We start from the raw sequence: 14,113 nt of genomic DNA, 5'->3' as shown, positions 1-14,113 counted from the left end.
AACTTAAAAAGCTGCTCTACTGTTTCTCTACTAACTTCCATGCGTTTCTACTTCTTCAACTCCCCAACAACCCCAACCTGCCCTGCCGCATCAGACACAGCGTCCACACGCTTCACGGCGGGGTCGGCGCCCCAGCGGTCATCAGGCAGAGCACTGACGCCTTCACGGCCGAAGCCATCAGTCCCCACCACCACGTGACCAGCAGCATCGTCACCAGCACCAAAGCCCTCAGCAAGAGCCACAGCCAGATCCGCAACCAGGCCAGCACCGAACTCCGGGTCCTCGCCTTTATCAATCGCAGCCTTTGACACAGTGCCGTGATTACCAACAATCACAATGCCAGCAGCCGGGCGCAGAGTCCCCTCCTCATACTCAACAAAGCCGCCGCCCTTCAACGCCTCCAGCAGTAGCTTTCGGTCCGCAGCGGAAGCCCGCTCTCCCCCATCCTTATCCAGTTCCGACACAGGAGCCAGCGCCTGGCCAGCCTGGCGGCCCGGCTCGCGGCGCTCCGGGTCCAGCTGCACATCAGCTGGCAGTGAGGTAGCGACCGTGTCCTTCAGCTCATCCGCGCCAGCGGCAGAGAGGAACTTATCGGCTAGCTTCAGCACGCCCGCATCCGGGGCACCAGCAGCGCGCAGGGTCTCGGAAACCCCTGCCAGCTGCTCATCGGTGGCATCGGGAGTCGCGATAACAAGGACGGGTACGTCCTTCAAAGAGTCCTTGACAATCTCCCCGACGATGGGCTCGATGATGCGGTTGGCTTCATCGGCACGCGCTTGCTGCGCATCGGCACGAGCGACAGCGGCATCGCGCTCAGAGGCGGCACCAGTGCCGAAATCAATGCCAGCACCAGCAGGGTTCAGCACGTAGGCACCCAGTGCAGCACCTGCCGCCACACCGAGGGCAGCACCTGTCACACCGGCTGTAAACTTCCCGCTCCTGCGCTTCTTCCCCATCGCCCGTCCCTCATTCCTTTCGCCGGCGCCTCAATCAGCTCTGACAGCTGAAAACTTCAGGCGCTCACAATGCTCAAGATACCGCTAAAACTACTTAAACAGCCCCTGGAACCACAGTGCGATGGAGTTCCAGGTATCAATCAGATTCTCGCTGACAGAACCATCACCGGAGGTACCAGCGATAGCGAAGATCACCGCAACGGCAACAAAGATAGCCAGGATTGCCCAGGCCACACCGAAACCGCGGCTATTGACCTGGTAGAGGTCGGCGACCATGCGACCGTCGACAAGCTTCTCCCCGACCTTCAACCGCGACAGCAGCGCCGACGGCACACCCCGTTGATCCTCGTCGTGGTAAATGCTGTCGATGTTCTGCGGCGCACCGACGGAGACGACCATGTCGGCCTCGTGATGCGCGGCGAAGACCAGCGCCAGGTCAGTAGCGGAATCGGACAGCGCCGGGAAGGTCATGGCGCCAATGCCGAGGTCCTGAATGCGCTCGAGGCCCACCGCGTGACCGTCCGGATCAGCGGGCAGAATCACGCATCCGGCAGACCGCAGCGCCTCAGAGTTGATGTTCTCCGGATCGCCAATGATGTAGTCCGGTTCGTACTTCAGGTCGAAGAGCGTGTCGGCGCCTGCATCGACGCCGATGAGCAGCGGCTCGTACTCGCGGATGAAGTTCTTCAGATCTTCCAGCGTCTTGCGGTGTCCCTCGCCAGGGCTGACCACAACGACCTTGCGGCCACGCAGCGGCTCTGTCTCGTCCGGAATGCCCAGGCCGTCGATGTAGAGCGGGGATTCGGTCTTGGCGAACTCCACCAAGTTGCCAGAGAGCGCCTCCAGGCGGTCGACCATACTGGTGCGACCCTCGTCGAAGGCGCGCTCCAGCTCATCCTGGTCGACCTCGTCGCCCTGTCCAATTAGGCGGTCACCGTGGTAGAGCTTGCCGTCGTGAAGCCTTGCGTTTTTACCGTCCTTGAGCTTGGCAAAGACCTCGTCGCCGACGTTCTGCACCATCTCGATGTCGGCGTCGCGCATCATCTGCGGGCCGTAATTCGGCACAAAACCCGTGGTAAACGCGCCAGTGTTCACCACTGCGGCGACCTTGGCATCAATCAACTGCTGTGCCAGTGGACGCGAGATATCCGGTGCATCGATCACCACGATGTCGCCTTCGCCCATACGCTTCAGCGCACGATCCAGGCGGGAACCATCCCGCACGGTCCCCGAAATGCCAGGAAGATCTTTTTCGTTCCGAGAGAACAGACTCATGGCACTTAGTCAAACATAAGTGCAGCTACTTGGCCGCGAAGGCGCGCCGAGCTTGATCCAGAAGATCTTGCGCGTGCGCCCGTCCGGAGTCCGAATCGTCCAAGCCCGCCATCATCCGCGCGAGCTCGTCAATCCGCTCCTCATCGCCCAGGCTCGTCACCTTCGACGACACCGCACCTGAACGGGCATCCTTACTGACCACCAAGTGGGTATCCGCAAACGCCGCCACCTGAGGCAAGTGCGTGACGACGATCACCTGGTTATTCACCGCCAACTGCTTCAGGCGCTTGCCAATCTCCACAGCCGCGCGCCCACCAACACCGGCATCGACTTCATCGAAAACCATCGTGTGTCCGGCCTGTCCTTCGGCGAGGACAACTTCCAATGCCAGCATGATGCGGGATAGCTCGCCTCCGGATGCGGATGAGGCCAGCGGGCGCGGTTCGGCACCTTCGTGGGCACGGAGCTTGAACTCGATGTTGTCCACGCCAGCGGGGCCAAAGGTGTCGGCCTTGGTGATCTCCACCACCAGCGAGGTATGTGGCATGGCCAGGCCCTTGAGTTCCTTGGTCACGGACTGTTCCAGGTGCTTCGCAGCCTTTGCGCGGGCCTTGGAGAGCTTCCGCGCGGTGTTACCGAGCTTCTTCTCTGCGGCCTTGATCTCTGCGGTGAGCTTGTCCAGGGCTTCGCCGGAAACATCCAGCGTGGCGAGCTTGCGCTCCGCCTTATCCCGCCAGGCCAACACGCCCGCGATGTCCGGGGCGTACTTACGGGTGAGATTCTTGATCTCCACCTGGCGCTGCATGAGCTTATCCAGGGACTCGGTTTCCTCCGGCAGACCAGAGAGAAACGCGCCGAGACCAGCGGAAATCTCGGAGAGCTGGCTGGTCAGCTCATTGAGCTGGTTGGAAAACTCGGTGAGCTCGTCATCATTGGAGCCGGCGAGCTCGTTTGCGGCGGCACCGAGCAGTTCGGCAGCACCGGAGTCCTCGGTGGCGGCATCCATACCGGTCGTGCTCACGGCGGCGGCACCATCGATGGCGGCAAGCGCCACGGCTGCAGCGTCGCGGAGACCGTCCAGGTCCTGCATGCGCCGGATCTGGGAGGCCAGGTCCTGATCCTCATCTGGTTCGGGCGAGACTGCGTCGATTTCTTCGATGGCGAAGCTGAGCTGGTCAGCACGCATGGCCAACTCGCGTCGCTTAGAGGTCTTCTCTTCCAGCTCTTTGACCATGGTGCGCCAGTGTGCGCGTTGCTGACGGTAGGTTTCCAGCGTCGGCACGATGGTCTCGGCATCCATGCGGTCGATCGCCGCACGCTGCTCATCAGCGCTTTGCAAGCGCAGCTGATCATTCTGGCCATGAATCGCGATCAGGCGCGTGGAGACATCCGCCAATGCCGCAGCCGACGCACTGCGGCCGCCAACCCACGCACGGGAGCGGCCTTTCGCGGAGACCTGACGGGCAAGCAGGTACTCGTCATTCTCATCGCGCTCGCCGCCGAGCTCAGAGACCACAGCATCGATGGTGGCTGACTCTTCCTCCGAGAGGTGCTCGGTGGAAACGCGACCTTCCACCAGAGCCTTGTCGGCGCCGGTGCGCACGCGGCCGGCGTCGGCACGCGCGCCACAGAGCAACTTGAGGCTGGTGACCACCATGGTCTTACCCGCACCGGTTTCACCTGTGAGTACGGTCAGGCCTGGGCTGAATTCAAGCGTCGCATCGGGGATAACGCCGAGGTCGCGGATGGAAATCTCAGTCAGCATGGCGCCTGCAATCAGTCCTTCCCTTGGAATGTGGGGTCTTGTCTGCCGTGGGTAAAAGGCTATTGGGCTTCGGCGGGGCCGCGCCACCCGGACGTCGGCAAGCGGAACTTGTGCACCAGACGATCGGCGAACGGCTGATCATCCAGACGCACCCAGCGCACCGGTTGCGCGCCGCGCTCGATTTCGATACGGCTGCCCGGCGGCATGGTGATGTTGCGGAAGCCGTCGAGCACCGCGACTGCCTCGGCGGTGTCGTGGTTGGTCTCAATGGCGATGGTCGAGTGCGGGGAGATCACCAGCGGGCGGGAGAACAGCGCGTGGGCATTATTGGGCACGACCAGCATGGCATCGAGCTCCGGCCAGAGCACCGGACCACCTGCGGAAAAGGCGTACGCGGTGGAGCCTGTCGGCGTGGAAATCAGCACGCCATCGCAGCCGTAGGAACTCACCGGGCGGCGATCGACCTCTAGGATGACGTCCAGCACGCCACGGCGGTTGACGTTTTCGATGCTGACTTCGTTCAGCGCCCAGCCGGAGCCAATTACGCGGCCGGTGGTGTCACGGACGGTGGCGCGGATGGTCATGCGATCTTCGATACGCCAGGAACGCTTGATAACGCGGTTGATCGCCTCCGTCATGGACTCCTGCTCCCACTCGGCGAGGAAGCCCACGTGTCCCATGTTGATACCGAGCACCGGCAGGTCAGCCGAATGCGCGATATCTGCGGCACGCAGGAAGGTACCGTCGCCACCCAGGACGAGGACGAGTTCGCATCCCGACGCTGCTTGCGGCGAGTGCCAGTAGCGCGGGTACTTACCGAGCGTTGGGTGCGCGGCCAACGCCTCCGGGTTCTTACCGGCCAGCACGCGGATATCGATACCCGCGGCCTCAAGCAGCTCGGCCGCCTCGGCGGCCATTTCCAGGTTGGCGCTGCGGCCAGTGTGCGGGACCAGCAGGATCTCGCGCTTGCCGGCGCTGGTCTTGGGCTTGCTTTCCCGTGAGTGAGTCTTCGCGCTAGTCGGTGAGCCGGTCGGTGAGCTAGTCATTGTGCGGCCCCTCCTCAACGGCCTTAGCGATGGCCGCAGCCATAGCCTCATCACCAATATCGCTGGCGCCACCGTCTTTCACCAGCCATAGGAAGAACTCCACGTTGCCGCTCGGACCCGGAAGCGGGCTGGCCACAGCTGCGCGGAAGGACAGCCCCAGAGTGCGGGCGTACTCGGCGACTTCTTGGACAACTTCCTGACGCAGCGCATCGCTGCGCACAACACCACCGGAGCCAAGGCGCTCCTTGCCTACCTCGAACTGTGGTTTGACCATCGGCAGCAGGTCAGCGCCCTCGTCCAGGCAGGATACAATCGCTGGCAGGACCAGCTTCAGAGAGATAAACGACAGGTCGCCGACCATGACATCGGCCGTGCCGCCGAGGATCTCCGGGGTCAGCGTGCGGACATTAGTTCGGTCGAGCACAACCACCCGTGGGTCATCCTGCAGGCGCCAAATCAGCTGACCGTAGCCGACATCGACGGCGTAGACGGTATTAACATCGCGGCGCAGACACACATCGGTAAAACCGCCTGTCGAGGCACCGGCATCCAGCACTTTCCGGCCCTTCAAGTCCAGGCCCTGCGGCTCGAACGCTTCCAGTGCTCCGAGCAGCTTGTGAGCCCCGCGCGACGCCCAGTTCTCGTCTTCTTCCAGGCCACTGACGCGAATGGACACGTCCCCTGTCACCGCAGTCGCGGGCTTGGAGGCGACAAAACCACCGACCTCGACTCGACCGGCCTTAATCATGTCCACTGCCGCCTCACGGGAGCGAGCAATCTTCCTTCGCACCAGCTCCGCATCGAGCCTGCGCTTAGGAGCTTTCTTTGCCACCGCGTTCACTTTCCTTCCCTGCGTGACGAGCCCAGGGCCTCATACAAAATCTCATGCGCCCGTTCGAACTGTGCGACTCTCTCCTGCGGAGTCGGCGCTGGTGCGGATAGTGCAGCCGCAACCTGCTCCCGGACGTCCTCCGGGGTTACCTCGCGCGCACCGGGCATTGCCGCCGGGCTGGGTGCAGCAGAGGGACCCGGTTTCGGCCCCGGCACGGGACCAGACTCCTGCCCCGGCCCCTGCCCAGGCTTCGGTGCGATCTCGCTCATCAGCTATCACTTCCGCCAGGCAGCCAGCGCCGCCTCAGCAGCCGGGCCCTCTGCGCGGACCTGCGTGACCTCGACTGCGCCAGCACGACCAGCCTCAGAGTTCCACACCACATCCGCGACCGTCAGCAGCGCCGCCACCGCGGCCTCCGCCGGGTTCGCCAACCGAGGATCCTCCGTGTCACCGCCAGAAAGAACGATGACACCGGCCTCCGCATCGTCGTAACGCGCGGTGAAACCAGCCTGCGGAGCCGGACGTGCCTGATCCAGCTCACGATTCAGCGCGGTCATGTCAGCACCGATGAGCGTCGGACGGTGCTCGGGCGGCGCTGCGACGACATCCATATGCGTGGAAACGCCCGTGACCACCATAAACGTGTCCACCTTGGCAGCGTTTCCGCCCGCGATGTCGGTATCCAGGCGGTCCCCAATCGCCAGCGGATTCTTTGCGCCCACACGCTCCGCCGCCTTAATGAACATCGGCGGCTTCGGCTTACCGGCCGACAGTGGCGCCACGCCCGTCGTCGTCGAAATCGCCGCAGCCACCGAACCATTGCCGACCAGGAAACCGCGCTCCGACGGCAGCGTCGTATCCAAATTCGACACCAGGTAGCGCGCACCCCGCGACACCGCCAGCGCCGCCTCCGACATCTGCTTCCACGTCATCTCACGGTTGAGCCCCTGGAAAACCGCCGCAGGGTTGTCATCAGCGGAATCCACCACGGTGTACCCCGCCTCACGAGCCAACTGCTTAAACGACTCCGCACCCAACACAAAAACGTTCGAGCCCGGATCAATGACCTCCGCCGCCATCTCGATGGCCGCCTGCGCTGACGTCATCACATCGTCCGCGTGAACGTCATAGCCCAGCCCATTGAGCTGATCCGCCACCGTCTGTGGCGCACGGGAGGCGTTGTTCGTAATAAACACCATCGGCAGCGCCGCCTCGGTCAGCCCCTCCAGCGCGTTCGGAATCGCCGCGCCGCCCTCGTAAATCGTGCCATCCAGATCAAGCAGAGCGGCATCATAGGAAGAAGCGACAGAAGCCATGAGGTGCATTTCTCCTTTTACGAAATAGGAACGCTTTACGACGAATTGTAGATGCGCGGCCGGATTGCGTCAGCGGTGGCTGGTTGTGCGAGCCGGGCAGCTGGGCTGTTTACTTGCTCAGCTCTTCGATGCGCTCGCGAGCATCGAGCATCTGGTCGACATCAATCTTGGCGCAGCGGGTAAACCACACCTTGGCATCGTCTTTACGGCCGGCCTCCACCAGCGCATCAGCGTAGGCGTAGAACAGGCGAGCTGCTTCGAAGTCCTCACGGTCCGGGTTCAAATCCTGGGTCTCCAGCTCAACCAGAGCCTCATCAATCTGGCCCATATCGCGGCGGGCACCTGCGGCGACGATAGCCAGCTCAGTCTTGGACTCGTTGTCCAGCTGCTTGGCTTCCTCGGAGCGAGCCAGCTCGATGGCCTTCTCCGGGCGGCCGAGGCCGCGCTCACAGTCCGCCATCACCGCGAGCATGCCCGGACCACCGGAGATGCGACGAGCAGCACGCAGCTCCGCCAGGGCTTCCTTCCACTCAACTGCGTGGTAAGCGGCAACACCAGCGGTCTCACGAACGACACCGACGCGGCCTGCGCGGTCCTTCGCTGCGCGGGCGTGCTCCAGGGCACGCTGCGGGTCTTCAGCCATCAGGATTGCAGCCATAATCATATGACGAGCGACCTTGTCGGCGTTGTCCTTAGCTAGGCTCTTCAAATCCTGGCGCACGCTCGGGTCGAGCTCGTCTGCACGAATGTCATCTGGCAGCTTCGGCTCGTTCTTGCGGGCCTCAATGCGCTCCTCGCGGAAACCTGGGCGCTGCGGGCCGGTGCGGTGCGTACGCTTCTCATCCTGGAAGCGGCCACCACGGTTGGAGCGACGTGGCTTACCACCACGACGGTCGAAGTTGCGGTCTCCCTGGCCACCGCGTCCGCCCGGGCCGCGACGATCATTGCGGTCGCCCCGGTCGTTGCGGTTGTAACCGCGCTCGCCGCGCTCATTACGATCATCGCGATTGTTGCGGTTGTAACCACGACCGCCACGACCACCGCGTTCATTGCGGTCACCGCGGTTAAAGTCACGATCGTCGCGATCATCACGACGGAAGCCCCGCGAACCACGGGAATCGCGGTTGCCGCCATGACCACCGTGACCACCACGGCCACGACCACCTGGGCCACCGCCCTGTCCACGACGATCGTTGCGGTTGCGCCCGTTAAAGCCGCCCTCGCCACGACCATGGGAACGGTTAGACCCGCGGTTTCCGCGATTTCCTCGGCCTTCGCCGGAACGAGGACCTACGTGCTCAGCCATGAAGTCGGAGCTCCTTATATGTAATGAGTAAAAGAATTTATGTGTTTTCAGGCTACCAGTAACCCCGGATTGCCTGGTGGTCTACCTAAAAGACCAAACTTTCATACTACTGCTAAGACCTACCCACATTCCAGCCCAGCAAACGCGCGGAACCTGTGGCCTTCCCCACTGCCTGGGACAAATCCCAGACAGCCAAGCCAATCCAGCCGTCGGTAGTGAACTGCGCGGTAGCGGTGGTTCCCTCGACGCGGAGCTCATGCTCGGCATCCGAAAGCCCGTCTGGCACGGCGAGGTTGGCGCCCAGGGCGTCGTTAAGCAATGCCTTGAGGGCGCGAGCATTGCCCTGTTCAGCGCGATGTGCGGCGCGGCGGAAAACGGTGAGCGCTTCCTTGGCGGCGTCCTCGGGCATCACGGTGGTGTCGGCAGCGAGGTCAAAGAGACCCTCCTGCTCGAAGGTTGCGGTCTTGGGTTGTTTGGGCTCGGAGATAGGCGCGGCGGGCGTGGTTTTTGTCGGCACTGCATTCGCCTGTGCTGCATTCGTCTGCCCGCGACTCCCCGCGCCGGCGAAACCTGGCCCCTCGGGCACTGCGGTGCCCTTCTGATACGCAGTGGCGGCCGCGCGGGCGCGCTGATCAGCGGCCTCGTTCATGTCGTGGCCGGAGTGTCCCTTAACCCACTCGAGGTGGATATTGCGGCCGACGAGCAGCTGGTCGATGTCCTGCAAGATATCGACGTTGAGGACGGGCTTGCCGTCGCGCTTCTTCCATCCCTTGCGCTTCCACCCCGGCATCCACTTGGTAACGGAGTTAATCACGTACTGCGAATCACACAGTACGAAAAGAGGTTCGTCGGGGATGTGCGCGGTAGCGCGGAGCAGCTCGGCAAGAGCAGTGAGCTCCCCGCGGTTGTTGGTTCCCTCTCTCCATCCGCCGGCGGCCCAGCAGCTGTCGTCGATATACCAGCACCACCCGGCAGGTCCGGGGTTGTGCAAGGCGGAACCGTCAACGGCAGCAGTAATAGTCATGAGGCTAGATTGTATCGGCTGCGTGGGGCCGGCTCGGAATTGGCTTAAGAGCCGTAACAGGCGACCGGGCCGTGCGGGCCCTCGACGATGTCAATGTGAGTGTTGAAGATTGGGCTCAGAACCTCCGAACGCATCAGCTCTGAGGTTGGGCCGTGCTCAACAATCTGGCCATCCTTGACCGCACAGATGTAATCGGCGTAGCGAGCCGCGAAATTGATGTCATGCAACACCACCACCATCGTGCGACCCAACTCGCGCACTGCAGTGCGCAGGTGCGACATGATGTCGACCGAATGAGAAATGTCCAGGTTGTTCAACGGCTCGTCGAGAAGCACGTAATCCGTCTCCTGACAGAGCACCATTGCGACATACGCGCGCTGACGCTGACCGCCCGAGAGTTCATCCAGGTAGCGGCCCTGGAGCGCCTCAAGGTTGAGGAACTCGATGTACTGAGAGATGATGCGCTCATCCTCGGCGGTCAGGCGCCCCTGGCTGTACGGGAAGCGGCCGAAGCTGACTAGCTGGCGCACGGTGAGACGGGTGACGAAGTGATTGTCCTGACGCAGAATCGACAGCACCTTCGCCAGATCCTTCGACTTGGTCTTGCCCACGTTGTACGGGCCGACGTTGATGTCGCCGGAATCGACGGCCAGAAGGCGGCCAATCATAGTCAAGAGCGTGGACTTGCCCGCACCGTTCGGTCCGATCAGCGCCGTGATGGAGTTGGTCGGAATTTCCAGGTCAACGGGGCCAATTGACACCTCGCTGGTATAGCTCTTGCTTACACTGTCGAGGAGAATCATAGCCGTCCCTTCTTCAAAACGACGTAGAGGAAGATCGAACCGCCAACCAGCTCGATAATGATGGACACCACGCCCTGAGCATAGAAAACGTGATTGAGAATGAAATACGCACCGGCCAACGTGACGTAGCCGATCAGCCCCGCCATCGGCAGTACAAAGCGATGGTCATAGGTATCCGCAGCCTGGTACGCAATGGTCGCGACCAGGAAGCCGAGGAATGTCATCGGGCCGACCATAGCCGTCGATACTGCCATTAGCACCGACACCGCAACCAGCACGGTGATGGACCGAACCTGGTAATTCACGCCCAGATTCGTCGCAACCTCACGGCCTAGCGACATGACATTCAGCGCCCGCGAATGCAGCGCGATTACAACGATTGCCGCTATCACTAGCGGAATTGCCACTGGGAAAAACTCCGGATCAGCGTTGTTGACCGAGCCGAACAACCGCGCCGTCAGCAGGTCAAAGTCCGAAGGCGTCAGCATGCGCTGCATGAACGTCGATACCGAGGCCATCCCGCCACCGATGACAATGCCCACAAGCAGCATGCTGTGCATATCCGCGCTCTTCCCAGTCAGCAGCCACGCGTACAGCACCAGCGACAGCCCCACCATCAGCGTAAGCTGCAGGACAAACGCCCCAACCGAGCCGGCATTCATCAGACCCGTCGCGCCGAGGAAGTAGACCGCGGCGGTACTGATAGCCACGTACAGCGCTTCAAATCCCATAATCGACGGCGTAATAATTCGGTTATTCGCAATCGACTGGAACGCAACCGTCGCAATTGCATGACAGCAGGCAACCACAATCATGGCAATCACGGCATCAAGACGACGACGCGCAATCAGCCAAAAGCCCTCCGTGCCGAACGGCAACGGGTTGTCCCATGCGAGCAGACCCGCGGTAAACAACGTCGCCAAGCCCACCAGCACAGCAATGATGATCCAGTACCTGCGCGCCGCGGCGCCCGTGCTAAACGACGTCGTTTGCGGGCCAACCTGGTTGGCCATCGTGTGAGTTGAACTGAGATTAAGCACGACGCCGCTCCACAATCAGATAGACGAAAATGGCAGCACCCAGGATGCCGAGAATCACCGATACCGGAATCTCGAAGGGGGCGATAATGACGCGGCCAATTATGTCCGCGATCGTCACGATGGCAATGCCCACCAGGCACACCCATGGCAAATTGGAACGCAGGTCATCACCACGAAACATGGAGACGATGTTCGGGACGACGAGGCCCAGGAAGGGTAAATTGCCCACCACGACTGTGACCAGGCCTGTTGCAATCGCGATTAGTCCCGTACCCAGGAACACGATTCGCTTGTAGTTCAGTCCAACGTTGGTCGCGATATCCTCCCCAAGGCCCGCTACCGTCAGCCGATCGCTGAATACGAAGACGATCGCGACCACAATGACGACCAGCCACAGGAATTCGTACTGCCCTTTATAAATAGCAGTGAAGGAGCCCGCGAACCAGACGCTCAGCGACTGCAGCATGTCTGTCTGCAACGCAAAGAAAGTCGAAATCGAACTGACTACCACGCCCAGCATGATGCCCACGATGGGCACGACCAGGCTCGACTTCAACGTCACTCGGCGCAAGAACAGGAAGAACACTGCCGTGCCGATGAAAGCGAAAATAATCGCGCCGCTCATCCGGCCGAGCAACGACGCTGAGGGGAAGAAATACATCACGAAGATCAGGCCAAGTCCGGCCCATTCCGTGGTTCCCGTCGTGGTGGGTTCGACGAACTTGTTGTGTGTAAGCAGCTGCATGACCAGGCCGCACATCGCCATCGCGGCACCCGAGAGCACTAGCGCAATGGTGCGCGGAATACGCGTGGTAGCGAACATCTGCCAGCCGTCGTCGGCGCCCAGGATGTCGTATTGGCCTACAAACAGCGACATAGCCACCAGGACTGCCACAACGGCAATCCCAATGGCTAATCGGGGTTCCAGTAACTTCTGCATAGAGTTGGTGAGGTACTCCTGTGACTGGCCAGAGAACTATTAGGCCTGCTCGAAGGCGTCGGCAAGCTCGTTCAAAATCTCCGTGTACGTGATGATGGACTCGTTGGTGTAAGTGTCCTCTGGGGCGTAGTAGATCTTGCCCTCCTTGACGGCCTTCACGTTCTTCAGCGGAGCAGCTTCCTCGACCACAGACTGCGCCGAACGGTACTCATCGGTACCGCGCACCGAGGTGCCAGCATCGCGGTCGAGAACCATGATGAAATCCGGGTTCGCCTTAGCGATGGACTCGGCGGAAATCTCATCACCCTGGTGATCATCGCTGGCCTTGTCGACCTCCAGTGCCGGCTTCATGCCAATCAGATCAAACAGCGGGCCGAAGGTGCGACCAACAGTCGGAGCAATGTAGCCGAGCGTGCCTCCCGACGAGTTCAGCGCCATAACCTTCACGTCCGGGTTGTAGGCCTTGCGAGCGCGCTCCAGAGCTTTGTCGAAGTCCGCGATGAGTTGATCGGCTTCCTTCTCCTTACCGAAGATGGTGCCAAGCCCCTCGGCGTGACGCTTGAGCTCCTCATCCAGCGACTTGCCCTCGCGCGGCTCGAAGTCCACGATGGCGGAGTTCGGAGCGAGCTTCTTCAGGTCGTCGTAGTACTTGTCAAAACGCTGACCGGTGACAATCAGGTCCGGGTCGGCGGCTGCAACGATCTCGAGGTTCGGCTCGCGGTGATTACCGATGTCCTGAACGTCAGGATTGTCCTTGTAGTCGGAAACCGTAAACGGGATAATCGGCTTCGGAGCTGCAGCCAGCTTAATACCCCACTGATCGAGCATCTCGAAGGAGCGGTTATCCGTTGCCACAACAGAGTCAATTTCGGCCGGTACGTTCTGCTCACCGTGATTGTCAGTAACGGTAACGGTGGATTTGTTGCCTGCAGCTGCAGACTTATCCTCGTTACCGGCATCAGTAGAACATGCACCAAGTACAAGCCCCAGGCTCGAAACAGATGCGACTACGATATTGCGAATACGGCCGGAGTTAGAACGCGCCACTTAAAGGCATCCCTTCGGTCACAGTAGGATTGTTAAACATGCGTCCCGTGGACGCGGTTACCCAATCACTAACTTAGGTAATCATTACCTGGCAAACATTAGCTTAGGGTTCCCTATTTAACAAATAAATACGTTATGAATTTGCGCAATATTTAGGGCAGGGTTCTTCAAATCGTTTAGTATTGGCTAATTTATACAGGTACTCGCCTGTTTGCAGCGATCGATAACGGGGATAACTGGGGCACTATCGAAGGTAACCTGTGCGCTGTCGAAGCATGTTTGGACCGAGTTGGACGTAGTTGCGAATGCGTTTGTGGGTTTTGCGTGTGAACTGGGGCTGTAATTGTGATGGACGGATTGTGCACGCGATTGGAGGCCATACTTGTGAACGCGGGCAGCATGCGTGGATACGGGCTGCAAATCTGAAACTGTGCAACTTTATGACACTTTAAAGCCATTTTTCGCGCTACTTCTGCCATAAACGCAGTCAGTAACTTCGATTAGCCTTCAGCCGCCGCCATAAACGCACTCACTAGCCCCGCATCGACCCGCCCCTGACAGCCACAAAGGCAGTCAGTAACTCGCATTGGGATAAGCAGCGAAAGGCGCCAACCAGGCGATTCGCTGAGCAGACACGCTTGTGCCCATTCGCCCGGATACCCCTTACCCTTTAGTTCCTGAGAGACCGGCAAGTACGGCTTCCGCCGCCGACCGGACCAACCCTTGTTTAATGTTGTTTACTTGTGGGTAAAACAAAAGTGGG

13 protein-coding genes are annotated in these 14,113 nt (G+C 60.8%); all 13 read right to left on the bottom strand.

Annotated elements, in window-relative coordinates; genetic code table 11:
• Window positions 1-47 precede the first annotated feature (47 nt).
• Window positions 48-956, bottom strand: a complete 909-nt coding sequence (locus tag HMPREF2651_RS06600; RefSeq protein WP_049181196.1) for a copper transporter — start codon at window positions 954-956, stop codon at window positions 48-50.
• A 90-nt stretch (window positions 957-1,046) separates the two neighbouring features.
• Complete coding sequence (gene steA, locus HMPREF2651_RS06595; protein WP_038625601.1) at window positions 1,047-2,231, bottom strand: putative cytokinetic ring protein SteA; 1,185 nt, start codon at window positions 2,229-2,231, stop codon at window positions 1,047-1,049.
• A gap of 25 nt (window positions 2,232-2,256) precedes the next feature.
• Window positions 2,257-3,996, bottom strand: a complete 1,740-nt coding sequence (recN, locus tag HMPREF2651_RS06590; protein ID WP_038625603.1) for a DNA repair protein RecN — start codon at window positions 3,994-3,996, stop codon at window positions 2,257-2,259.
• Between the two features lie 59 nt (window positions 3,997-4,055).
• A complete protein-coding gene (locus HMPREF2651_RS06585) occupies window positions 4,056-5,042 on the bottom strand; it encodes an NAD kinase (RefSeq protein WP_141737495.1) in 987 nt (328 codons plus the stop codon).
• On the bottom strand, window positions 5,035-5,874 hold the full coding sequence (locus HMPREF2651_RS06580; protein WP_038629012.1) for a TlyA family RNA methyltransferase: 840 nt from the start codon (window positions 5,872-5,874) through the stop codon (window positions 5,035-5,037). The genes HMPREF2651_RS06585 and HMPREF2651_RS06580 overlap by 8 nt, the downstream gene beginning before the upstream one ends.
• A 5-nt stretch (window positions 5,875-5,879) precedes the next feature.
• A complete protein-coding gene (locus tag HMPREF2651_RS06575; RefSeq protein ID WP_049181197.1) occupies window positions 5,880-6,143 on the bottom strand; it encodes a hypothetical protein in 264 nt (87 codons plus the stop codon).
• 6 nt (window positions 6,144-6,149) lie between these two features.
• On the bottom strand, window positions 6,150-7,190 hold the full coding sequence (locus HMPREF2651_RS06570) for an HAD-IIA family hydrolase (RefSeq protein WP_038629017.1): 1,041 nt from the start codon (window positions 7,188-7,190) through the stop codon (window positions 6,150-6,152).
• A gap of 109 nt (window positions 7,191-7,299) precedes the next feature.
• Window positions 7,300-8,496: a tetratricopeptide repeat protein gene (locus HMPREF2651_RS06565; RefSeq protein ID WP_038625605.1), complete on the bottom strand. Its 1,197-nt coding sequence runs from the start codon at window positions 8,494-8,496 to the stop codon at window positions 7,300-7,302.
• A 112-nt stretch (window positions 8,497-8,608) separates the two neighbouring features.
• Window positions 8,609-9,520 carry an RNase H family protein gene (locus tag HMPREF2651_RS06560; RefSeq protein ID WP_038625607.1) on the bottom strand — a complete coding sequence of 304 codons (912 nt, stop codon included), beginning with the start codon at window positions 9,518-9,520 and terminating at the stop codon, window positions 8,609-8,611.
• 44 nt (window positions 9,521-9,564) lie between these two features.
• A complete protein-coding gene (locus tag HMPREF2651_RS06555) occupies window positions 9,565-10,323 on the bottom strand; it encodes an iron ABC transporter ATP-binding protein (protein WP_038625609.1) in 759 nt (252 codons plus the stop codon).
• Complete coding sequence (locus tag HMPREF2651_RS06550; protein WP_049181198.1) at window positions 10,320-11,336, bottom strand: iron chelate uptake ABC transporter family permease subunit; 1,017 nt, start codon at window positions 11,334-11,336, stop codon at window positions 10,320-10,322. The genes HMPREF2651_RS06555 and HMPREF2651_RS06550 overlap by 4 nt, the downstream gene beginning before the upstream one ends.
• Window positions 11,337-11,355: 19 nt before the next feature.
• Window positions 11,356-12,303 carry an ABC transporter permease gene (locus HMPREF2651_RS06545; RefSeq protein ID WP_049181199.1) on the bottom strand — a complete coding sequence of 316 codons (948 nt, stop codon included), beginning with the start codon at window positions 12,301-12,303 and terminating at the stop codon, window positions 11,356-11,358.
• A gap of 39 nt (window positions 12,304-12,342) precedes the next feature.
• Window positions 12,343-13,350, bottom strand: coding sequence for a siderophore ABC transporter substrate-binding protein (locus HMPREF2651_RS06540; RefSeq protein WP_049181200.1), 1,008 nt, complete (start codon window positions 13,348-13,350; stop codon window positions 12,343-12,345).
• Between the last annotated feature and the right edge of the window lie 763 nt (window positions 13,351-14,113).

This window comes from Corynebacterium sp. HMSC063A05 (assembly GCF_001809695.1).
GTDB lineage: Bacteria > Actinomycetota > Actinomycetes > Mycobacteriales > Mycobacteriaceae > Corynebacterium > Corynebacterium amycolatum.
The sequence above is the reverse complement of the archived record's forward strand: the minus strand, read 5'-3'. Positions and strand labels throughout refer to the sequence as shown.

What these genes read in the sequence shown, in the direction of transcription:
- HMPREF2651_RS06545 (WP_049181199.1), bottom strand. Translation starts at nt 12,303, where the DNA reads ATGCAGAAGTTACTGGAACCCCGATTAGCCATTGGGATTGCCGTTGTG.
- HMPREF2651_RS06565 (WP_038625605.1), bottom strand. Translation starts at nt 8,496, where the DNA reads ATGGCTGAGCACGTAGGTCCTCGTTCCGGCGAAGGCCGAGGAAATCGC.
- HMPREF2651_RS06555 (WP_038625609.1), bottom strand. Translation starts at nt 10,323, where the DNA reads ATGATTCTCCTCGACAGTGTAAGCAAGAGCTATACCAGCGAGGTGTCA.
- recN (WP_038625603.1), bottom strand. Translation starts at nt 3,996, where the DNA reads ATGCTGACTGAGATTTCCATCCGCGACCTCGGCGTTATCCCCGATGCG.
- HMPREF2651_RS06550 (WP_049181198.1), bottom strand. Translation starts at nt 11,336, where the DNA reads ATGGCCAACCAGGTTGGCCCGCAAACGACGTCGTTTAGCACGGGCGCC.
- HMPREF2651_RS06560 (WP_038625607.1), bottom strand. Translation starts at nt 9,520, where the DNA reads ATGACTATTACTGCTGCCGTTGACGGTTCCGCCTTGCACAACCCCGGA.
- HMPREF2651_RS06600 (WP_049181196.1), bottom strand. Translation starts at nt 956, where the DNA reads ATGGGGAAGAAGCGCAGGAGCGGGAAGTTTACAGCCGGTGTGACAGGT.
- HMPREF2651_RS06585 (WP_141737495.1), bottom strand. Translation starts at nt 5,042, where the DNA reads ATGACTAGCTCACCGACCGGCTCACCGACTAGCGCGAAGACTCACTCA.
- steA (WP_038625601.1), bottom strand. Translation starts at nt 2,231, where the DNA reads ATGAGTCTGTTCTCTCGGAACGAAAAAGATCTTCCTGGCATTTCGGGG.
- HMPREF2651_RS06575 (WP_049181197.1), bottom strand. Translation starts at nt 6,143, where the DNA reads ATGAGCGAGATCGCACCGAAGCCTGGGCAGGGGCCGGGGCAGGAGTCT.
- HMPREF2651_RS06570 (WP_038629017.1), bottom strand. Translation starts at nt 7,190, where the DNA reads ATGGCTTCTGTCGCTTCTTCCTATGATGCCGCTCTGCTTGATCTGGAT.